The organism is Spirulina subsalsa PCC 9445 (genome assembly GCF_000314005.1).
Lineage (GTDB): Bacteria > Cyanobacteriota > Cyanobacteriia > Cyanobacteriales > Spirulinaceae > Spirulina_A > Spirulina_A subsalsa.
Genome location: NZ_JH980292.1, coordinates 3,480,488 through 3,500,245 on the forward strand (window position 1 = coordinate 3,480,488; position 19,758 = coordinate 3,500,245).

General features: G+C 48.6%; 18 protein-coding genes and 2 pseudogenes. 13 read left to right on the forward strand and 7 right to left on the reverse strand.

From position 1 onward, the window contains the following. Positions 1-217 precede the first annotated feature (217 nt). The 8 genes from lysA to SPI9445_RS0115875 all read left to right on the forward strand — a co-directional run bounded on the left by lysA (position 218) and on the right by SPI9445_RS0115875 (position 8,366). Positions 218-1,618, forward strand: coding sequence for a diaminopimelate decarboxylase (gene lysA / locus SPI9445_RS0115830; RefSeq protein ID WP_017305751.1), 1,401 nt, complete (start codon positions 218-220; stop codon positions 1,616-1,618). Positions 1,619-1,646: 28 nt separating this feature from the next. Beyond that, the gene (gene cdaA / locus SPI9445_RS0115835) at positions 1,647-2,564 is read left to right on the forward strand and encodes a diadenylate cyclase CdaA (RefSeq protein ID WP_017305752.1); all 918 of its coding nucleotides are present in this window, start codon (positions 1,647-1,649) and stop codon (positions 2,562-2,564) included. Between the two features lie 84 nt (positions 2,565-2,648). Beyond that, entirely contained in the window at positions 2,649-2,936 is a 288-nt protein-coding gene (locus SPI9445_RS0115840) for a type II toxin-antitoxin system HigB family toxin (RefSeq protein ID WP_026079843.1), read from the forward strand. A 2-nt stretch (positions 2,937-2,938) separates the two neighbouring features. Further along, positions 2,939-3,160 (forward strand): hypothetical protein, encoded by a 222-nt coding sequence (locus SPI9445_RS0115845; RefSeq protein ID WP_017305754.1) that lies wholly within the window; start codon positions 2,939-2,941, stop codon positions 3,158-3,160. A gap of 583 nt (positions 3,161-3,743) precedes the next feature. Beyond that, positions 3,744-4,499, forward strand: coding sequence for a polyprenyl diphosphate synthase (uppS, locus tag SPI9445_RS0115860; protein WP_017305756.1), 756 nt, complete (start codon positions 3,744-3,746; stop codon positions 4,497-4,499). A gap of 431 nt (positions 4,500-4,930) precedes the next feature. Beyond that, positions 4,931-5,956, forward strand: a complete 1,026-nt coding sequence (locus tag SPI9445_RS0115865) for a ligand-binding sensor domain-containing protein (protein WP_017305757.1) — start codon at positions 4,931-4,933, stop codon at positions 5,954-5,956. A 28-nt stretch (positions 5,957-5,984) separates the two neighbouring features. Next, on the forward strand, positions 5,985-6,767 hold the full coding sequence (panB, locus tag SPI9445_RS0115870; RefSeq protein WP_017305758.1) for a 3-methyl-2-oxobutanoate hydroxymethyltransferase: 783 nt from the start codon (positions 5,985-5,987) through the stop codon (positions 6,765-6,767). Between the two features lie 546 nt (positions 6,768-7,313). Beyond that, positions 7,314-8,366, forward strand: coding sequence for an RNA-guided endonuclease InsQ/TnpB family protein (locus SPI9445_RS0115875; protein WP_237748025.1), 1,053 nt, complete (start codon positions 7,314-7,316; stop codon positions 8,364-8,366). Between the two features lie 150 nt (positions 8,367-8,516). Here SPI9445_RS0115875 and SPI9445_RS0115880 read toward each other — a convergent pair whose 3' ends face one another. After that, positions 8,517-10,238, reverse strand: a complete 1,722-nt coding sequence (locus SPI9445_RS0115880; RefSeq protein WP_017305760.1) for an ABC-F family ATP-binding cassette domain-containing protein — start codon at positions 10,236-10,238, stop codon at positions 8,517-8,519. A gap of 189 nt (positions 10,239-10,427) precedes the next feature. Here SPI9445_RS0115880 and SPI9445_RS0115885 point away from each other — a divergent pair, with 189 nt between their 5' ends. Then, entirely contained in the window at positions 10,428-11,132 is a 705-nt protein-coding gene (locus SPI9445_RS0115885) for a CADD family putative folate metabolism protein (RefSeq protein ID WP_017305761.1), read from the forward strand. 207 nt (positions 11,133-11,339) lie between these two features. Here SPI9445_RS0115885 and SPI9445_RS0115890 read toward each other — a convergent pair whose 3' ends face one another. From SPI9445_RS0115890 to SPI9445_RS0115905, 4 genes and pseudogenes are all read right to left on the reverse strand, one after another. Beyond that, the gene (locus tag SPI9445_RS0115890) at positions 11,340-12,161 is read right to left on the reverse strand and encodes an ABC transporter permease (RefSeq protein WP_017305762.1); all 822 of its coding nucleotides are present in this window, start codon (positions 12,159-12,161) and stop codon (positions 11,340-11,342) included. Next, positions 12,151-13,065, reverse strand: a complete 915-nt coding sequence (locus SPI9445_RS0115895; RefSeq protein ID WP_017305763.1) for an ABC transporter ATP-binding protein — start codon at positions 13,063-13,065, stop codon at positions 12,151-12,153. The genes SPI9445_RS0115890 and SPI9445_RS0115895 overlap by 11 nt, the downstream gene beginning before the upstream one ends. A 201-nt stretch (positions 13,066-13,266) precedes the next feature. Continuing rightward, the gene (locus tag SPI9445_RS0115900) at positions 13,267-14,475 is read right to left on the reverse strand and encodes an RNA-guided endonuclease InsQ/TnpB family protein (RefSeq protein ID WP_026079846.1); all 1,209 of its coding nucleotides are present in this window, start codon (positions 14,473-14,475) and stop codon (positions 13,267-13,269) included. A gap of 77 nt (positions 14,476-14,552) precedes the next feature. Beyond that, a pseudogene (locus SPI9445_RS0115905) lies at positions 14,553-14,777 on the reverse strand (hypothetical protein); the annotation flags it as partial. A 150-nt stretch (positions 14,778-14,927) separates the two neighbouring features. Here SPI9445_RS0115905 and SPI9445_RS0115910 point away from each other — a divergent pair. The 4 genes and pseudogenes from SPI9445_RS0115910 to tnpB form a co-directional block, all read left to right on the forward strand. Continuing rightward, positions 14,928-15,170 (forward strand): annotated as a pseudogene (locus SPI9445_RS0115910) (bifunctional serine/threonine-protein kinase/formylglycine-generating enzyme family protein); the annotation flags it as partial. 7 nt (positions 15,171-15,177) lie between these two features. Beyond that, on the forward strand, positions 15,178-16,980 hold the full coding sequence (locus SPI9445_RS0115915) for a bifunctional serine/threonine-protein kinase/formylglycine-generating enzyme family protein (protein WP_026079847.1): 1,803 nt from the start codon (positions 15,178-15,180) through the stop codon (positions 16,978-16,980). Between the two features lie 298 nt (positions 16,981-17,278). Next, positions 17,279-17,452 (forward strand): hypothetical protein, encoded by a 174-nt coding sequence (locus SPI9445_RS30675; RefSeq protein WP_164674537.1) that lies wholly within the window; start codon positions 17,279-17,281, stop codon positions 17,450-17,452. Between the two features lie 142 nt (positions 17,453-17,594). Then, the gene (tnpB, locus tag SPI9445_RS0115925) at positions 17,595-18,836 is read left to right on the forward strand and encodes an IS200/IS605 family element RNA-guided endonuclease TnpB (RefSeq protein ID WP_017305768.1); all 1,242 of its coding nucleotides are present in this window, start codon (positions 17,595-17,597) and stop codon (positions 18,834-18,836) included. Here the strand turns inward: tnpB and SPI9445_RS0115930 are convergent. Both SPI9445_RS0115930 and SPI9445_RS0115935 read right to left on the reverse strand, forming a co-directional pair. Then, positions 18,787-19,206 (reverse strand): type II toxin-antitoxin system VapC family toxin, encoded by a 420-nt coding sequence (locus tag SPI9445_RS0115930; RefSeq protein WP_017305769.1) that lies wholly within the window; start codon positions 19,204-19,206, stop codon positions 18,787-18,789. The genes tnpB and SPI9445_RS0115930 overlap by 50 nt on opposite strands. Continuing rightward, positions 19,187-19,453, reverse strand: coding sequence for a hypothetical protein (locus SPI9445_RS0115935; RefSeq protein WP_017305770.1), 267 nt, complete (start codon positions 19,451-19,453; stop codon positions 19,187-19,189). Before SPI9445_RS0115935 ends, SPI9445_RS0115930 begins: the two co-directional genes overlap by 20 nt. Between the last annotated feature and the right edge of the window lie 305 nt (positions 19,454-19,758).

Consider the following 19,758-nt stretch of genomic DNA (forward strand, 5'->3'; position numbering starts at 1 on the left):
ACTCCCCCGTTTCCCATCCGGAGCAGAGTGATTCAGCAAACCCTTGGTCGTGGGGAATAGGGAACAGAAAGAGTCCATACAGGGAGTGATTCACTGAACCCCGAATAATGCTACGGTGAAAAAGAAAGTTGGGCTAAAGAAACCCCCAACGGATAGCAAAACTGGGGATAATTGTTTTATCCTAGAACTCCTCAACTACTCAAAGACCAGAAAATTCATGTTATTAACGGACTCCTCGCCTAAAACCACTGCCGGAACCCAATATCTGCCCCAAGGCGATCGCACTTTACTTTCTCCCAATCAGTGTTTAATGCCCCTGACCGCCCAAGTCAACGACCAAGACACCCTAGAAATCGGGGGCTGTAGTATAGCGGACTTAGTGGCTCAATATGGCTCTTCCCTCTACATCTTGGATGAGTTCACCCTACGCACCGCTTGCCGTCAATATCAAACCGCCCTCGCCCGCTATTACCCCGGAGAAGCCACCGCCATTTATGCCTCCAAAGCTTGGAACTGTTTAGCCGTCTGTGCCATTGTCGCCAGTGAAGGCCTGGGAATTGACGTAGTATCCGGGGGAGAACTTTACACCGCCCTCAAAGCCGGATTTAACCCCCAAAATATTTATCTGCATGGGAACAACAAATCCCGGAGCGAACTGGAATTTGCCTATCATAAAGGCTGCACCATCATTGTAGACAACCTCCTAGAACTGGAACTCTTAAGCGCGATCGCCTCCCCCAACGCACCCGCCCCCATCCTCCTCCGTCTCACCCCCGGCATTGAATGCCACACCCACGAATATATCCGCACCGGACACATCGACAGCAAATTTGGCTTTGACCCCAATCAACTCCCCGCCATCTTTGCCACCGTCGCCCAAAATCCCTCCCTCCACTGTCTGGGGCTCCATGCCCATATTGGCTCCCAAATCTTTGAACGGCAACCCCACCAAGACCTCGGCCGCGTCCTCGTCGATTGGTTCCACCAAGCCAAAACCTACAACCTCTCCCTCGAAATCCTGAACATTGGCGGTGGTTTAGGCATTTGTTACACCGAAAGTGATGATCCCCCCAGTATTGAAGAATGGGTCAAAGCCGCCGCCCAATCCGTCGCCAGTGCTTGCCAAGGGTATAATCTCCCCCTCCCGAAACTGATTTGTGAACCCGGGCGCTCCCTCATTGGGGCTGCCTGTGTCACCGCTTACACCGTGGGTAGTCGCAAAGAAATCCCCGACCTCAACCGAACCTACGTCGCCGTGGATGGAGGAATGTCCGACAATCCCCGCCCCATCACCTACCAATCCCTTTATCGGGCAGTCGTGGCGAACCAGATGACCACACCGAGCCAAGAAACTGTTACCCTAGCAGGTAAACATTGCGAGTCGGGGGATATTCTCATCCAAGCAGCCCAACTGCCCCGCACCCAACCCGGTGATCTCATAGTCGTTTTAGGCACCGGAGCCTACAACTACAGTATGGCCTCCAACTATAACCGTCTCCCTCGTCCGGCGGCCGTGTTAGTCCAGGGGGGGGATGCTGAGATTATCCTAGAACGAGAAACCTATGAGGACTTGTTACGACAAGACCGTTTACCGGAAAAACTGCAACTGAAGCCGTAAACCTACAATCACCCTTTGAGAAAGTTCAATGTTGTTGTCGGGTTTTCCTCCTGACTCTAGCTGGATTCCCTCCTGGCTATTAGAAATTGTTGATATTAGCTTAGTTCTCCTGCTCACCTACGCGGTTTTGTTGGTGATTGGAGAACGGCGCACCCTATGGGTAGTCCGAGGTCTAATTATTCTCATGCTAGCTGCCGTAATTAGTAACCGTTTGGGACTGCCCCATTTAAGCTTTGTCTTAGAACGGTTGGTCTTAGGCTCGGCGGTAGCAATGGCGGTGGTTTTTCAGTCAGAGTTTCGCCAGTTTTTGGAACAGTTGGGACGGGGTGAAATCCTCAAGTTATTTCAACCCTCCCGTCGTCCCATTCCCAAACCGGATCATGTAATCGATGAAATTGTAGACGCGGTAAAAGACCTGTCTCAGAACCGTACAGGGGCTTTAATTATGGTGGAAACCAGCGGCCCGATTGATGAGCGGGATTTTTCGGTGTCTGGGGTGGTTCTCAATGCGGAAGTGTCGCGGGAACTGTTACAAACCATCTTTCAAACCAGTACCCTGCTCCATGATGGGGCGGTGCAAATTCGCGGCTCCCGGGTAGTGGCAGCCGGGATTATTCTACCGCTCTCGGAACGCACGGCCTCCCGTCAACTGGGGACTCGACACCGAGCCGCTATGGGGATTACGGAACGGGTGGATAATTGTTTATGTATTGTGGTGTCTGAGGAAACTGGGTCGATTTCCTTGGCAGAAAAGCGCTCGTTAAATCGACCCTTGACCAGTACGAAGTTAAGGGAAATTTTGAAAGAAAAGTTCTCCCCGATGATGGAACGGGAGGCGGTCGCGCCTCAGTTGGGGCGCTGGAGTCGCAAACTTCGGCATTATGGCTGGAGTTTGGTGGAGCGTTTTTTAGATGGGTTTAGTTCGACTTCACGGGGGAGAAAGTAAGGTGGGGAACTATGGGGTTCGTTCTGTCCTGTTCGTTCTGCCCTTGGGTTAAAATTTGTGACAATCGGGAAAGATGCGATCGCAATGCACGTTATCACACGCAAACGGCTCAATGAATTTGCAGCAAAGTACCCGGACACAGAAAGCGCATTGGCTCGTTGGTATCAACTGGTGAAATCAGGAATATTTAATTCCTTTGTTGAACTTCGTAACGAGTTTCCCAGTGCTGATCAAGTTAATAACCTCACAGTGTTTAATATTGGTGGGAACAAAGTACGGTTAATAGCGGCGATTCACTATAATCGACAAAAAATTTATATTCGGGCAGTTTTGACTCATGCAGAGTATGATCGAGGCAAATGGAGAGAGTAAAAATGTTGAGCATTGATGAAACTCAAAAATTGTGGCAGCCCCTAGCAACTAAATTAGTCATTCCCCGCGATGAAGCCAGTTATCAATGTCTGGTTGATTGGCTCGATCGCCTGATTGATGAAGTTGGCGAAGATGAAGCACATCCTCTCGCTTCACTGATGGATCTTCTCGGTGTTTTAATTGAACAATATGAAAGCGATCGGGTTCCTGAACTTCAAAACTGATGGTTTACTATTTTCCTGAGTTATTCTGGGTAAAGCATATAAAAAACCCCGGTTTCTTTCTTGGCGCAGAACTCGGAGCCTCAGAAAACGGGTTTCTTTTTCGGGTAAAATAGGCTTATCGCCCTGCTTTTTGTGTTTCTTCTGTTGGCGTAATTTGCGTTTTTGCGTTTTCAGGATTTTGTGGTGCGAGGTATGACATGATATTTTCCTGTGCTTTGTTTTATTTTTATGACAAAAAGCGGTAAGCGCAGCTATGCCGTCAGGCTTATCGCCTGCCCTACATAGATATAAGTCTGGCTTATCACCATAGATCCGGGAGAGCCTGGGGCGGCACTAGCAAGAGAAGAAGAACTGTCGCCAAGGGTGTGAGGCTGTTCAAACCAGTACCCTGCTCCATGCTGGGGCGGTGCAAATTCGTGGCTCTCGTGAAGGGTGGGAGATTCCTGTTCAGGGGAAAAAGTTCCGGTTCGTCCTACCCTTGGGTTAAAATTTGTGACAAATCGGGAAATTTGCCCAAAAACATGAAACTCGGGTTTGATTTAATAGTAGCCGCCTCCAAGGGGATTCATTACCAGAAAAAGCAATGATTGTAAAACCAAGTGCGCCTTTAGAACAGTTACCCTCGGATCTGGATTGCGATCGCCTACCCCAACATATTGCAGTCATCATGGATGGCAATGGTCGCTGGGCTAAAGCGCGAGGTCTACCCAGAATTATGGGACATCGCCGAGGTGTGGATACCCTAAAGGATTTACTGCGCTGTTGCAAGGATTGGGGCATTGCTGCCTTAACGGTCTATGCCTTTTCGACGGAAAATTGGGGTCGTCCCATGGAAGAGGTACAATTCCTGATGACCCTGTTTGAGCAAGTCCTACGGCGGGAATTGGCGGAAATGATTGCCGAAAAGGTGCGCATTCGTTTTGTGGGCAATTTGGCGGCCTTACCCGCTTCTCTGCAACGGGAAATTGCCCGCTCAATGGAAGATACAAAGGATAATCAAGAGGTGCAGTTTACGGTAGCCACCAACTACGGCGGACGGCAGGAGATTGTTCAGGCTTGTCGTGCGATCGCCCAAAAGGTAAAAACGGGAGAATTGGAGGCTGAGGATATTGATGAGGCTTTATTTGAACGTCATCTTTATACCCACGAATTAAGCAGCCCCGATTTACTCATCCGCACCAGTGGAGAAATGCGGATTAGCAATTTTCTGCTCTGGCAGATGGCCTATGCAGAAATCTATGTTACCTCGATTGGCTGGCCTGATTTTGACCGAGAAGCTTTTCATCAGGCCCTGTTGGATTATCAAAAGCGCGATCGCCGTTTTGGGAAGGTTCGTTAATTAAGGTCTGCTGAATAACACGCCTACGCTAGACCCAACTGTACCTTTTAGGTCGAGGAGTGTCAATGTTAAGATTGGCTCAAGCACGAGAGAAACCCCTCAGCTTGTCACGAACTCGCCCTTAATTGCTGACGCAATCTAACGGGGGCTGGAAAAAGTCCAAACGTGACCAGACTAAGTTCTTCGAGAACTACGTTATCTGGGTCAAGACACCTCGGAATGCGTGCCAGTTCCCTGCTCTGTCGTCTAACGTTAAACATTTCTAAGGGGTTAAGGAAGTGAGTTAGACCCAACAAGCCCAGATAACGTTGTCAAGGCAAACCTGACCCAAGAAATTGGAGTTATCTATGACGGTTTCGTTAACAGCAAGGTTTAGTACCCGGCCCCTGAGTATTCTAGGAGGTCTGTTCCTCTGGGGTGGAGTCTTAGGAATGCCCCAGACCGCCATCATCGCCCAATGGCTGCCTCAACTCGAAGCAGAAGGCATCAGTCCCCCCCATTTCCAATCAGCCCCACCCCCTCCGGGAAATGCCCCCCTCCCCCCGGAGCGTGTCCGCCAAGAGAATATCCGAGAACGGGATTTTCGCATCACAGCCCTACAACCGGACTATACCGGGGATCTCTGGGTGGGATCTTGGATTGGACTGACCCGCATTGACCCCAATACAGGGCGGATTAACGCCCGAGTTGCCCTACCTAACTATAGTATTGGAGCCTTAGCCCAAGACCGTTCTGGGCGGATTTGGGTGGGGACTTATGAAGGGTTGGTGCGGGTAGATCCTCGCAGTAATGAAGTGACGGCGCAAAATTTCAGCTTGCCCTCTAATCGGGTATTATCCCTGTTAGTGGATCATCGGGGATACCTATGGGTCGGAACGGATCGGGGATTGGTGTTAATTAGTCCCGATCAAGGCTTAAGAATGACCACGTTACAAGCTTTACCGGGTGTTAGTGCCAATACTTTGGCGACGGATAATGAGGGTCAATTGTGGGTGGGGACTTTAGAGGGATTGGTTCAAGTGAACACAGCCAGCGCGTTAATTATGGGGCGAATGTCTAATATGCCGGGGGGGGTAGTACAAACTCTGGCGAAGGCTCCCGATGGGAATTTGTGGGTGGGTACGATTAGCCATTTATTGGTGGTGAATCCCATTGATAAGCGCATTGTCCGCACGATTCGGGAGTTTGATGGGCGCAATATTAAGTCGATTCGCTTTGCGGCAGATGGTCGGGTGTGGGTAGGAACGGAAAATGGATTATATAACTTAGATGGGTCAACGGGGGCCATTTTAGGGCAGATTCCGGATTTACCTTCCCATCGGGTTTTATCTTTGTCTCCAGATACGGGGAATAAATTATGGGTGGGTACCAGTGAGGGGTTAGCATGGGTCAGTCAAACTACCGGATTAGTGCGGCCTCATTTGGCTTTTGTGCGTAATCCTCCCCCGATTTATTGATTTTGAGTTTTGAGGACTTGGATTAAAAATGCCTGTCACCCCGCAAACGCTACGGAATTGGAAGAATCAAGCCCAGCCTTTTGTTATGTTAACGGCTTGGGATTGGGCGATCGCACAAATTGTCGATCAAGCGGGCGTTGAGGTGATTCTCGTCGGGGACTCCCTCGCCATGGTCGCCTTGGGCTATCCCAACACCTTACCCCTCACCCTTGACCAAATGATTCACCACAGTCAAGCGGTCTGCCGAGGGGTCAAACAGGCCTTAGTGGTGGTGGATTTGCCCTTTCTGACCTATCAAGAAAGTATCCCCCAAGCGATTCACTCGGCCGGGCGTATTCTCAAGGAAAGTCATGCCCAAGGGGTGAAAATTGAAGGGGGAAGTCCCGATATTGTGCAAACTATTGCCAAGTTAACCAGTATTGGTATTCCGGTGATGGGTCATGTGGGCTTAACGCCCCAATCGGTGCATCAGTTGGGCTATAAGCAACAGGGCAAAACTGAGGCGGAGGCGGAACGGATTCTGAGGGAGGCGATCGCCATTGCGGAAGCGGGAGCCTTTGCCCTAGTCTTGGAACATATCCCCGCCCCCCTCGCTACCCACATCACGGAAAAATTGCCGATTCCTACCATTGGCATTGGGGCCGGTTCCGCTTGTGATGGTCAGGTGTTGGTCACGGCGGATTTATGGGGATTATCGGAGAAATTGCCCCCCTTTGCTAAAGCCTATACCAACCTACGCGCTACCATGACCGAAGCAACTCAGGCGTTTATTCGAGATGTGAAGTCCCGACAGTTTCCGCCTAATCAGTAGCAGGGAGAATTTATGAATGCCCCTTACAATGTGGGTTAATGTTCCAAAACGATGAGGACTTTTTATGAATCAAGATTTGCTGCTATTCTTCGGAGGAATTGCTGTTTTTATAAAAATTGCCGGGAAAACCCCATCCCCTTGTGGGTGGGGATGAGAGGCAAAGCAGGCGATGGGGTTCAATACCCCGCTCGCCTGCCAACAGTATATCGGGATAACAGTTAGCCTCTCTGCTTCTGAGTCTCGATATATCGCTTCACAGCTTCCTCCCAGACGTGACCAACAGTGCCGTAGTAAGTAGGGCGTGCTGAATAAGTCCGAGAGTTGGGGACTCGGGAGTCGGGAATAGGCAATCGTGCCAGTTTTAGATGATCTGTTCCCTGTTAAGAGTTCCCTGTTCCCTTGTTGAGCCTAGCATCTGGTGTTATTCAGGAAGCCCTACCTATAGATTGTCCTTTTTTCTCGCCAGTCCAATCCTGGATGCTCGCCAACATGAAGCGAACCGTTTCCATTCCCGTCAACCTACCCCGTGAGCGGTTTTTGCCCCTCATGGGCTTTTGTGCTGACATTTTTAATCAGCACGTTGACTGGGCATTGAAGACGCGGACGTACAATAAAACCAAGGCTCATAGGGCTTTGTATGCTGACCTCAGAGGGCAATATCCTGATGTGCCATCCGCACTCGTGCAAACGATGCGTGATAATGCCCTGGAGGCAGTTAAGGCGACCAAATTTCAGCGCACACCCCGGAAAAAGCCTACATCAGGACTGAGATATGACAAGCGCACCATGACGCTGAGAGGGCATCAGTTGACCCTTTCGTGCATTGGTAAGCGGGAAAAGCTCATCCTCAATGTGCCGGAGCATTTTCGAGAAATCGTGGAAACCTGGGAGTTCTGCGCGGCGACAGTGACCTACTCGAAACAGAGTCAACAGTTTTGGGTGAGGTTGGTGTTTGAAGCCCAAACACCGCCGACAGTAACTCAGGGCAAAGTCTTGGGGATTGACCGAGGGTTGTATCACATCGCTGTAACATCCGATGGTCAGTTCTTTTCAAGTAGCCAGGTTCGTGCAACACAGCGACGGTATTTACACAACCGAAAAACGTTGCAGCAAAAAGGCACTCGCTCTGCTAAACGTCGCTTGAGAGCGATGAGTGGACGCGAGAAGCGGTTCATGCGAGACGTGAATCACTGTGTCACGAAGAAACTGGCAAACCTGACGGGTGTAGCCGTGTTTGTGTTAGAAGACCTATCGGGAATCCGCCAAAAAAGGCGGGGAAAGAAGATGAACAAGTGGCTGGGGAGTTGGTCGTTTCACCAGCAAGATTTGTTTTTGGCGTACAAGGCGGAGGCATTGGGGAAGCGGGTCGTCTTCGGAGATCCGAGATACACATCCCAGAAATGCAATGTCTGTAAGCACATCAGAAAAACGAATCGCACGAAGTCTCGTTTTTACTGTCGCAACTGTGGTCATCGTGACCATTCCGATTTGAATGCAGCGAAGAATCACAGAGACGACTACATTCTTTCCACTACCTCAATGGGGACAGTGGAACAGGCAGCGGTCAATCTGCCAGATGTGACAGCCCTTGTGGGTTAGTTACAAGCCCCATCCCCTTGTGGGTGGGGCAGTTGACTCTTTATCTTTGGTGGTCGGCTAAAACCGAAATGGGGACTAAATGGTTCAGAAAAAACAATCGTGACACCCATCAGTAATCCGTCACCCAGCACGGATTACTGAATGGCTGAACTAAGACGCTACTTTTTTCTTCTTGCTGTTCTTGGCTTTCTCACGCTGTTTAGCCGCTTTAGCCGCTTTTTTCTCGGCCTCTTTTTCGGCTTTAATCCGTAGTTGTTCCTTGGTTTTTTCCTCGGCGATTTTATCTAAGTAGTAGTGATAATCCCCCCGATAGAGTAACAATTCCCCATCTCGAACCTCGACAATTTTATTGGCAACTTTGGAGATAAAATAACGGTCGTGGGAAACAATAATCACCGTGCCATCATAGCCTTGTAGTGCCTCTTCGAGCATTTCTTTGGCGGGAATGTCCAAGTGATTGGTCGGCTCATCTAAAATGAGTAAATTCGCCGGACGGAGCAACATTTTAGCTAAGGCGAGACGGGCTTTTTCTCCCCCACTCAAAGCCGAAACTTTTTTAAACACTGTCTCCCCACTAAATAGGAAGCGCCCTAATAACGTGCGAACTTCCTCATTTTTCCAGGTGGGAACTTCATCATGGATGGTTTCCATAACATTTTTTTCGAGGTCTAAAGCTTCCGCTTGATTTTGTTCAAAATAGCCCGGAATAACGTTATGTTTGCCCAGTTCAATGCGACCCTCTTCTGCGGCCTCCATGCCCATAATCATGCGGAGTAGGGTAGATTTGCCGCATCCATTGGGGCCGAGGAAGGCAATGCGATCGCCTCGTTCAATCAATAACTCTGCACCGAGGAATAAAATCTTCTCATTGTAGGTATGGGAAACATCCTCAATAATCACCACTTCTCGACCACTGCGGGGGGCTGGGGGAAACTGAAACCGGAGACTTTTCACCGCCCCAACAGGGGCATCTACTAACTCCATTTTTTCCAGTTGTTTCTCGCGGCTTTTCGCTTGGGTGCTACGAGTGGCACTAGCGCGAAATCGATCCACAAAGGCCTGTTGTTTTTCTAATTCCTTTTGTTGCCGTTCGTAGGTGCTGAGTTGAGCGGCTTGGTTTTCGGCTTTTTGGGCGAGATAATTGGAATAATTGCCTAAATAGGTCGTGGAAACCCCTCGTTCGGTTTCCACAATTTGGGTGCAGAGACGGTCTAAAAATTCTCGGTCATGGGAGACAATCACCATGGGGGTTTTTAAGCCTTTTAAATACAGTTCTAGCCATTCGATGGTTTCTAAGTCGAGATGGTTCGTCGGTTCGTCCAATAGCAGGATATCGGGTTTTTGTAGTAGGATCTTGCCCAAACTCATGCGCATCTGCCACCCCCCACTAAAGGAACTGACAAGGCGATCGCCATCTTCGGGGGAAAAGCCCATTTCTGGCAGAATCTTCTCAATTTCCGCGTCTAAAGCGTAGCCATTGAGGGCTTCAAAACGTCGTTGTAAGCGGTCGAGTTGATGGATTAAGTCCTCTAGGGTATCGGGATCGGCGCTGGCCATTTCGTGGGTGGTGTGTGCGATCGCCTCATGAACTTGATTGGCCTCCTCAAACACCGTCCAGAACTCCTCCCGCACCGTGCGCGTCGGTTCCACCTCAAACTCTTGAGTTAAATAGGCAATGTGCAGATCGGCCGGACGAATCACCTCTCCCCCAGAGGGTTCAATCTCCCCCATAATGATTTTGAGTTGGGTGGATTTCCCTGCACCATTCACCCCCACCAAACCAATGCGATCGCCCTCCTTCACTTCCCACGTCACATCCTTCAGCACTTCCCCTGTCGGATAGACCTTGCTAATATGTTCTAGTCGCAGCATTACCGATATTTTCCCCTTGCACGTTGCACTCTTACCACTTTAACAATTTTTAACAATTATTCAACAGGACTTTACCCCCAGTCAGTGCAACCGTTACCATAGCCCCTAAGACAATCAGCGCATTCTCAGCCCGTTTTTGGTAAAGTGAGAAGCAATTTGTTCATTAACATCACAAAACGACAAAAAAACATGGTAGCTATCCAAAATCCAACGACTCAAGCCCCCTTCCTCGCTCAACTTGACGCTATCCTCGAACAAAACCACCTCCTCAAGCACCCCTTCTATCAACTCTGGAACGAAGGAAAATTAACCTTGACAATGCTGCAAGAGTATGCTAAGGAATACTACTGGCAAGTTCACAACTTCCCCACCTACGTCAGCGCCACCCACGCCGCTTGTGATGACCTGAACATCCGCAAAATGCTGTTAGAGAACTTGATGGAAGAAGAAGGCGACAGCGTCAACCACCCTGAACTGTGGCTGCGCTTTGCCGAAGGCTTAGGGGTAAACCGGGAAGACGTTTTAAACCATGACTATCTCCCCCAAACCCAAGACTCCATCAAACAACTGAAAACCCTCGCCCGTAGCGAGAACCCCGCCGAAGGTTTAGCCGCCCTCTATGCCTACGAAGCCCAAATTCCCGAAGTCTCCACCACCAAAATTGCGGGACTGAAAGAATACTACGACATTGAGGCTCCCGAAGCCTTGTCCTTCTTCAGCGTCCACGAAAAAGCCGACGAAATCCACAGTCAAGTCACTCGGGAAGCCCTCACCCAACTTTGTCAAACTCCCGAAGAGCAACAAGCCGCCCTTAACGCCGCCCAATCCGCCGTTAATGCCTTAAACTTGTTACTCGACGGCGTTTATGAAACCTACTGCCAAGCCCCCGCTTAAGCCGTTGATACCATGATTTTAGGTTGGGTGGAGCGATCGCGAAACCCAACAAAAGAACAGGGAACAGGCAGGAGGGAATAATGATCAACTCCCCCTCTCCCTGTCTTCTTGAACAAAATTAGCGACGCACTCCGCCACCTCGGGCCCTCGCAGGTGGCGGAGCATTCATTCAAGGCCAATCACCAGACAAAGGGGATCTTGTTGACTTCAGTGAAAGAGACGGGGGTAGATCGTCCGCCAGGCGAGGACAATTGAGGCGATCGCCCACCCCACTAACCCCAACAATGCCCAAGGCCAATGGTTGGGTAAACCCAAGGGCCAGCGGAGCAGATCCACTAATACCGATAACGGTAAAAGACCCGCCACCTCCAACAAGGGGGAAGGCAATGTTTGACGGGGGAAATAGGTTCCGCAGAGCGTAAACATCGGCACAATTAAGAGATAGATAGGTACATTGATTTGATCAATCGTGCGCACCAACCCCGCCGTCAGTAAACCTGCCCCGGCAAAGGCCACACTCCCCAATAGCAAGAGCGGAATCGACAACACCAATGTTGTAATCGACATTAAGCCCCAAAGGATCGCCAGTAACCCCGTGGCTAGGGCGGCAATCATGCCCTTGGTTGCCGCCCACAACAATTCACCCGTAAACACCTCACTAAAGGTTAACGGGGTGGTGAGGATGGCGTGCCAAGTTTTTTGATAGTCCAAACGTAGATAACTGGCATAGGCTCCCTCACTGTAGGACTGGAAAAGCACACCAATGCCCATCATCCCCGGTGCGAGGAAGCGGAGATAATCTACCGTTGTGCCATAGTAGGAAATTTCTCCCACGAGGGGCGTTAAGCCATAGCCAAAGGCCACCAGATAAATTAACGGCTCCGATAAGGGGGGTAAACTATTCACAAGCCAAGTGGCTTGATAAACGCGGGCGTTGCGTTGCCAAGCGGCATAGACCCCCCAAGGGGTGATCGGGGCTTGACTCTGTGGCTCTTGGGTCGGGGTAAATGGAGTAAAATCAGTTTTCATCGAGACTATGACCCGTAAGGCGTAAAAAGACATCTTCAAGGTTGGCGCGGCGACGACTCAGACCAGCAGGATGGCGATCGCTGAGATATTCCCAAAGTTCATCGCCGCGTTTGGGAGGAACGGCGATCAGGTAATGCACCCCCACCAGCCGCCCCCAGGTTTGAAATTGGGTGAGCAGGGGGTGTAATTGCTCTTCTTTCATCCCATCCACTTCAATCACCTCCTCCCCAATGGTGCTGTGGATTAAGTCTAGGGGGGTGCCACTGTTGATCACTTGACCTTTTTGTAAAAGGAGGAGGCGATCGCACAATCGCTGTGCTTCATCCATGTAGTGGGTCGTGAGCAACACCCCACAGCCCGCCTGCTTGAGTTCCGTCACCAATCGCCAAAAATCTTGGCGGGCATCGGGATCAAGACCCGTCGTCGGTTCATCCAAAAAGACGAGACGAGGACGGTTAATTAAAGCCCGGGCCAAAACGAGGCGGCGTTTTAGCCCCCCCGATAGCTGATCTACCCGATGGCGGGCATAATCCCCTAAACCCACTTGTTCTAAGAGTTCACTGGCTCGCTGTTGAGCCGCCCGGCCGGTAATGCCGTAGAAACTGGCAAAGTAGCGGAGATTATCAAACACAGAAAAATCAGGATCTAGGTTGTCCTCTTGGGTGACAACTCCCATGATTTGGCGAGCGCGGCGGCCTTGGCTGCGCACATTGAACCCGTCCACCGTCACCTGGCCTCGACTGGGAATCACTGCCCCGTAGAGCATTCCAACGGTGGTGGTTTTTCCGGCTCCATTGGCTCCGAGGAATCCCAACACCTCCCCGGCCGCTAGGCTAAAGCTCACCCCCCGGACAACGGAGCGATCGCCATAGGTTTTCCAAAGATCATCAGCCTGTAAGACCATAACACTCATCAGAATTATTGTGTAATACAAGATATACTACAAAATAATTTCTTTAGCAACTACGATGAGCCTAGCTATGGCACGCAATCTAGAGGAACTAACACAGTGGGAGAAATCGGACTTGTCCTTCCCATTCCCCCTCAAGGCTACATTCGGCAATCAAATTGACACTCCCGTCGCTAAAAGCGAGGGATTCTTGGTTCACCGAGTTTCCTTAACTTGACAGGACGTATCCAACCAAGCCAGAGGGAATCTCTCCCCAAGCGTATAAGTTTCGGTGTGTCCCACCGTACTTAGTCCTCTTTTCAAAATGTTGATAGCAGCATTAACATCTCTATCTTCCGTATAACCACAATGGGGACAAACATGGGTTCTTGTAGATAGGAATTTAGACACTTTTTGACCACAGTTAGAACAGTTTTGACTCGTGTTATGGGGCGGCACTGCTACCGTAGCCTTACCATATTTAAAGCCAAAATACTCTAGCCATTGACGAAACGTTGACCAAGCTGCATCATTAATAGATTTAGCTAGTCTAGAGTTTTTTACCATGCCTTTGACATTTAAGTTTTCGTAGGCGATGAAATCGTTAGATTTAATGACGCGCAATGCCTCTTTTTCAGCAAAGCCTCTACGTTGCCTACTTATTCTTAAATGTTTTCTAGCATATCTCTTTCTAGCCTTTTGATAGTTGTTTGATTGGGGTTGACCTTTCTTAAACTTTTTAGATTTCTGCCGATTCAGACGGTTTAATCTTTTTTCGGCCTGGCGATAGTATTGTGGTATCTCTACTGTTTCACCATCACTGTTCCCATAGAACACTTTTAAGCCTACATCCAATCCTACACATCTTTTAGTCGGTTCTAGCGGTTTAGCGTATTCCCGAATATCAACGTTTAGACAGAATTGGACATAGTAACCATCCGCTCGTTTAATAATCCTAACTCGTTTAATTTGGTCTAAAGGATAAAAGTTCAGGTCTCTAGTTCCTTTTAGTTTAACCGTCCCGATGTTTTTCTTGTCTGTGAAAGTGATTTTTTTCTGGTCCTCTGATAGTTTCCAACCAGAGTGTTTATATTCTACAGAACGGTTATTCTTTTGGAATTTAGGATAACCTTTTTTCCCTTTAACCTTTTTCTTACAATTGTCATAGAAACGAGCAATAGCAGACCAGGCTCGTTCAGCAGATGCTTGTCTGGCTGTAGAATTTAGAGTATCAACAAACTTGAACTGTTTGGCAAGAACTGCACAGTATTTATTGAGAGAATATTTGTCTACTTTGTCTTCTCTCTTGGCATCCATCCAAAGCTTTAACGCTTTGTTTCTGATGAATTGTACTGTACGAACAGCTTCGTCTATAGCCAATGCCTGATCAGGCTTAAGCACAGCTTTCATCTCTAAGACAATCATTGTTTCTCGACCCCAAACAACTATTTGTATGCTATGCTATATAGCACAAATTGTCAAGGTTTGAGTCGTGCTTTGTGTCACTGAGCCTGTCGAAGTGCTGTTTCTATACGGGTCGGGGTTTCATCCCGTCGGTGTTCGTGAAACGTTGCGCAGCTCTCCCCGAGGGTCTTCACCCCGACATTCTCGATAATTTCCTCAATGGCCAAGCCGACAGGAACACGACGATTCACCTCGAACAATCCAGGCATGGATAATCCAGCTTCGATGCGTTGGTAGGCAAAGGTAATCATCGTAGCAACTTCGCCTGCTGTTGACGTTCTGCTAGATTAGCTCTGCTCAGTAACGCCCCCCAGAGCCTCTAATTCCATTGCCAAAGCCTATCAAAAACCCAGTTTCTGCCACAGGCGAAAAATTGTACAATACCATTACACCCCTCACCCCGTCTCTGCCCTATGTTTTGGCCCAACGGACACCAATTGCAAAACGGCAAACTGCGAATTGACCAAGTTCTGGGTCAAGGGGGCTTCGGTATCACCTACAAAGCCATCCATCGCGGCTTTAACGCTCCCGTGGTGATTAAAACCCCCAACGCCTATCTCCGCAATGACCCAGACTACCCCAAATATGTGAAGCGGTTCATCCGGGAAGCCCAGACTTTAGCCCAGTTAGAACAAAATCCTCACCCCAATATGGTAATGTGCTATGCGTCACTGTCTGAATCCTGCCTGTAGTCAGCCAAACCCCGACGGTCACAAGTTTTGTCAAAAATGCGGTAATCCCTTGTTACTACGGGGGCGATATTGGGCGAAGGAGGTGATCGGTCAGGGGGGATTTGGGCGAACGTTTTTGGCGGTGGATGAAGATAAACCCTCGAAGCCATTTTGTGTGATTAAGCAACTTTTTCCCCAAGATCCGTCAACGTTCACCAAGGCATTAGAACTGTTTGAACAAGAGGCGCAACAATTGGAAATTTTGGGGAAACATCCGCAAATTCCGGAGTTATTCGCGCATTTTGTTGAAAAGAATCAGTCTTATTTAGTTCAAGAGTTTATCAAAGGAATCACGCTTAAGGAAGAATTGGAAAATCAGGGGGTCTTTTCAGAGCAGAAGATTCGGGCTGTGTTGGGGGATTTACTGAATATTTTGGCGTTTGTTCATCAGAAGAATGTGATTCACCGGGATATTAAGCCAGAAAATATTATCCGTCGCCAAGGGGATCAAAAGTTGGTTTTAGTGGATTTTGGGGCGGCGAAGGTGTTGCAGCAGGTACAGCGCACTGTTACGGGTACGGTGATTGGTTCGGTGGAATATTGTGCGCCGGAGCAAGGTATAGGGAAAGCGCGACTCAATAGTGATCTGTACGGTTTAGGGGCGACTTGTTTGCATTTACTGACCCAGACGAGTCCTTTTGATTTATATTCAGTGCATGATGGGGAATGGGTGTGGCGGGATTATTTAAATGGCAATCGGGTTAGTGATGATTTGGGGAAAATTTTAGATCGACTGGTTGAGCCAGCATCAAAAAAACGTTATCAATCTACAACGGAGGTTTTAGCGGATCTCCAGTCTGTGGCGAAAACCTCCTCTGCTGCAAAATCCTCACCTGTTCCTCAACACATTCAAATCTACCAGTACGAGATCATCACGCTGAATGAGCAGGGGAGAATTGCCCAACGGCAAAAGGGACAAAATCAGGGCTATTTGGAAAATACCAAGGGATTAAACCTAGAAATGGTGATGATTCCGGCGGGGGAATTTAGGATGGGCGCACCGGAAAATGAGGCGGGGCGATCTGATGATGAAGGCCCCCAGCATCGGGTGATGGTGCCGGAATTTTTCATGAGTCGCACCGCTATCACCCAGGCACAATGGCAGATTGTCGCCCAACTGCCCCAAGTGGTGCGCTCTCTGAATCCTAATCCCGCTAATTTCAAAGGCAAAAACAATCCTGTGGAACGGGTGAGTTGGGAAGACTGTATCGAGTTCTGTCTAAGGTTAAGCCAAGCCAGTGGTAAGCTCTACCGTCTGCCCAGTGAGGCCGAATGGGAATACGCCTGTCGAGGGGGAACAACGACCCCTTTCCACTTTGGCCCCACCCTCTCCCCCCAAGTTGCCAACTATGACGGCAACTACACCTATGGCAAGGGGAAGAAAGGGGAATATCGCAAAAAAACGATCCCGGTGGGGAGTTTAAACGCGCCCAATGCTTGGGGACTCCATGATATGCACGGGAATGTGTGGGAGTGGTGTTTAGATGATTGGCACAGGAGTTATCAGGGCGCACCGGGGGATGGGAGAGCTTGGATAAATAATGATAATCATTCTCAAAATGATAGGGAGTGGTTAAAACGTTTATTGAATAAAAAATCAACATCAAAGCTGCTGCGTGGTGGTTATTGGAACAACTACCCGAAGTACTGCCGTTCTGCCAATCGCTACCACCGCACCCGCGGCCTCAAGTACAGGCGCATCGGTTTTCGTGTTGTCGTCCCCAGAACTCTTTGACCCTCTACCCTTTTTCCCTCTTTCCCTCTTCCCGGCACGAATGAGAAACCGGGTTTTTTGCACAATGTCCACCAAAAACGAGAAACTCCCCGCAACCCGGTTTCTGGTTAGTGGGGAATCAACCGTGATGGTGGAGGGGAGAAGCGAAGCGCGCAACCCAACAAAAGCGGCCAAGTCATCACACCAGATCCCCCCACTTCTCCCCTCCTGACTTGGCTCTGCCCAGTAACGCCCCCCAGAGCCTCTAATTCCATTGCCAAAGCCTATCAACAACCCAGTTTCTGCCCCAGGCGAAAAGTTGTACAATACCACTACACCCCTCACCGTGTCTCCGCCCTATGTTTTGGCTCAACGGACACCCATTGCCAAACAGCAAATTCCGGAGTTATTGAGTTGGGACGATTGTATCGAGTTCTGTCTCCATTTAATCCAAGCGAGTGGCAAATTCTACATTACTGATCAATGTTTTTAACAAAAATGTTGCGGAATTCCCCTTCCTCGCTTGCAGGGAGGGGATGGATAGCAACCCAGTAATAAACTGAGCGACAGTGAATCCTTAGATAAAATCCTTAGATAATCTGTTATACTATTGTCGGCAAAATCGGTTCTCGATAATGTATAAGGCTTACAAGTATCGTATCTATCCTACTGACGAGCAAAAAGTATCCCTGGCTAAGGCGTTCGGATGCTGTCGTTGGTATTGGAATTTTGCCTTAGACTTGTGCCAAAAAAACTATATCGAGACGGGGAAAGGACTGTCTCGTGGATACATTCAAAGCCTGTTACCTAAACTAAAAAAGGAATATCCTTGGCTAACAGATGCCTACTCCCAATCCTTACAGGTGGTTGCCCTTAATCTTTCTACTGCCTACAAAAACTTTTTTGAGAAACGGGCGCTGTCACCCCGTTTCAAGTCAAAGCATGGTCGGCAGTCTTTAAGTTATCCTGCTAACGTTAAGTTGGAGGGGGATTACATCAAAATACCGGGAAAAATTGGATTGATTTATTTCCGTCGTCATCGGGAACTTGAAGGGACAATCAAAACAGTTACTCTCTCCAAAAATCCTGACGGCAAATACTATGCTTCAGTGTTAGTGGATGACGGGAAGGATGCCATTAGCCCATCGGTTGAGGGCAAAGCCATTGGCATTGATGTTGGACTAACTCATTTTGCCATTACTAGCGATGGGTCTAAGTACGATAATCCTCGCCATTTTGCCAAGCATCAGAAAAACCTAAAGCGTAAGCAACAAAAGCTATCGCGTAAACAAAAAGGGAGTAAAAATCGAGCTAAGGCGAAACAAAAAGTCGCCAAGGTTCATGGTAAGATAGCCCGATGTCGTGAGGACTTTCTACACAAACTATCCCGCAAGATAGTGAACGAAAACCAAGTGATTGCTGTAGAGAATCTGAACGTCAAAGGGATGGTAAAAAACCCTAAACTAGCCAAGGCAATTAGTGATGTGGGTTGGGGGATGTTTACCACTAGGCTGAAATACAAAGCCGAGTGGGAAGGCAAAACCTATATTGAAGTTGACCGCTTTTTTGCGTCTTCAAAAACTTGTCACGTTTGCCTTAATAGAGTGGATAGCTTACCGTTAGAAGTTAGGCAATGGGAATGTCAAAATTGTGGCACTCACCATGACCGCGATATTAATGCAGCACAAAACATTAAAAATGAAGCCTTGCGGATATTGTCGTTGGGAACCAGCGATACGGCCTGGGGAGGGAACGTAAGACAACCTGGCAAGATTTCGGTTTTGCTAGATGCTGTTCCCATTGAATCAGGAAGCCCCATCCTCGCGCCTAGGCAGGGTGGGGTAGTTCACTCCAGTTATCAACTTCCAACTGGATGATCCGATCAAAATGCTTACGGTTATCTGTAATCAGGACTAGCTGATTGGCAATGGCTGTCCCGGCGATTAATAAATCAATATCATCAATCGGTTGCCCACACTTTCTCAAATCGGAGTACACTTCCGCCGCAACGTCGGCAACTTTTGGGGTCAAAGGAAGTATGGTGTTTTGAGCAGCAAACTCCAGAAAGAGGGTGAGTTGATTGTGGGCATCGCGATGTTTTAATCCGCTGACTATTTCATAATAGGTGATGATGCTAAAGTTGATCATTTCATGCTCTTGCAAGTAGGCTTCAAATTTAGCCACAACTTGAGGATTTCCTCTAAAGAAGTGGGACAAAATATTGGTATCAACGAGCGATGCTTTCATCTCCTCTTCTCCGCGTGAAGGCTTGCTGGCGACGTTGTTTTATTTCTGTCGTAAAATCATTAAATACTTCATCCGGCATATCTTGCCAACAACCTGCAAAGGCGGAAATAGTTTTATTGTTTGTCTTTTGTGATTTTTCTAAGCCTAGCCTGAAATCGTGAATGAAGTTGTACAAATCGATTAACTTATCTTCTGGGATCAGGTCTATCTCTTGTAGAACTTTATTTTTGATCAGTCTTGAAGTCATCGTGTTATCCTCGTTCAGAAATTATCTTGGGTGCATCTCAGTTGGGCGATGTGCCTAGTTCAGGGGAATTGGCGATATTAGGGAATAAGTTGATTGATCAGGTATAGCACTAGCCAAGGCGGTTAAGATACCTAGAATTTCTAAGATCAAGGGGTTAACCTCCTTTTCGATGGTGATGGTGTTGGGCATGGTGGGGGAGTGGTGATGGTGTTCTCCATTTTAGCGAGAGAAATTGGGTTCCCTCCCCCCAATCTGCGCCTCAGTCTTCGCTGTAAAATGCCACTACCAGGTATCGAAAAGCGAGA

Excerpts from the sequence above, each read along its gene's own strand:
- SPI9445_RS0115890 (WP_017305762.1), bottom strand. The coding sequence starts at position 12,161 with ATGAAAACTGATTTTACTCCATTTACCCCGACCCAAGAGCCACAGAGT.
- SPI9445_RS0115935 (WP_017305770.1), bottom strand. The coding sequence starts at position 19,453 with ATGACTTCAAGACTGATCAAAAATAAAGTTCTACAAGAGATAGACCTG.
- SPI9445_RS0115865 (WP_017305757.1), top strand. The coding sequence starts at position 4,931 with ATGCCCCAGACCGCCATCATCGCCCAATGGCTGCCTCAACTCGAAGCA.
- uppS (WP_017305756.1), top strand. The coding sequence starts at position 3,744 with ATGATTGTAAAACCAAGTGCGCCTTTAGAACAGTTACCCTCGGATCTG.
- SPI9445_RS0115885 (WP_017305761.1), top strand. The coding sequence starts at position 10,428 with ATGGTAGCTATCCAAAATCCAACGACTCAAGCCCCCTTCCTCGCTCAA.
- SPI9445_RS0115930 (WP_017305769.1), bottom strand. The coding sequence starts at position 19,206 with ATGAAAGCATCGCTCGTTGATACCAATATTTTGTCCCACTTCTTTAGA.
- SPI9445_RS0115900 (WP_026079846.1), bottom strand. The coding sequence starts at position 14,475 with ATGATTGTCTTAGAGATGAAAGCTGTGCTTAAGCCTGATCAGGCATTG.
- SPI9445_RS0115875 (WP_237748025.1), top strand. The coding sequence starts at position 7,314 with ATGGGCTTTTGTGCTGACATTTTTAATCAGCACGTTGACTGGGCATTG.
- tnpB (WP_017305768.1), top strand. The coding sequence starts at position 17,595 with ATGTATAAGGCTTACAAGTATCGTATCTATCCTACTGACGAGCAAAAA.
- SPI9445_RS0115840 (WP_026079843.1), top strand. The coding sequence starts at position 2,649 with ATGCACGTTATCACACGCAAACGGCTCAATGAATTTGCAGCAAAGTAC.
- SPI9445_RS0115845 (WP_017305754.1), top strand. The coding sequence starts at position 2,939 with ATGTTGAGCATTGATGAAACTCAAAAATTGTGGCAGCCCCTAGCAACT.
- SPI9445_RS0115880 (WP_017305760.1), bottom strand. The coding sequence starts at position 10,238 with ATGCTGCGACTAGAACATATTAGCAAGGTCTATCCGACAGGGGAAGTG.
- SPI9445_RS0115915 (WP_026079847.1), top strand. The coding sequence starts at position 15,178 with ATGCGTCACTGTCTGAATCCTGCCTGTAGTCAGCCAAACCCCGACGGT.
- panB (WP_017305758.1), top strand. The coding sequence starts at position 5,985 with ATGCCTGTCACCCCGCAAACGCTACGGAATTGGAAGAATCAAGCCCAG.
- cdaA (WP_017305752.1), top strand. The coding sequence starts at position 1,647 with ATGTTGTTGTCGGGTTTTCCTCCTGACTCTAGCTGGATTCCCTCCTGG.
- lysA (WP_017305751.1), top strand. The coding sequence starts at position 218 with ATGTTATTAACGGACTCCTCGCCTAAAACCACTGCCGGAACCCAATAT.
- SPI9445_RS0115895 (WP_017305763.1), bottom strand. The coding sequence starts at position 13,065 with ATGGTCTTACAGGCTGATGATCTTTGGAAAACCTATGGCGATCGCTCC.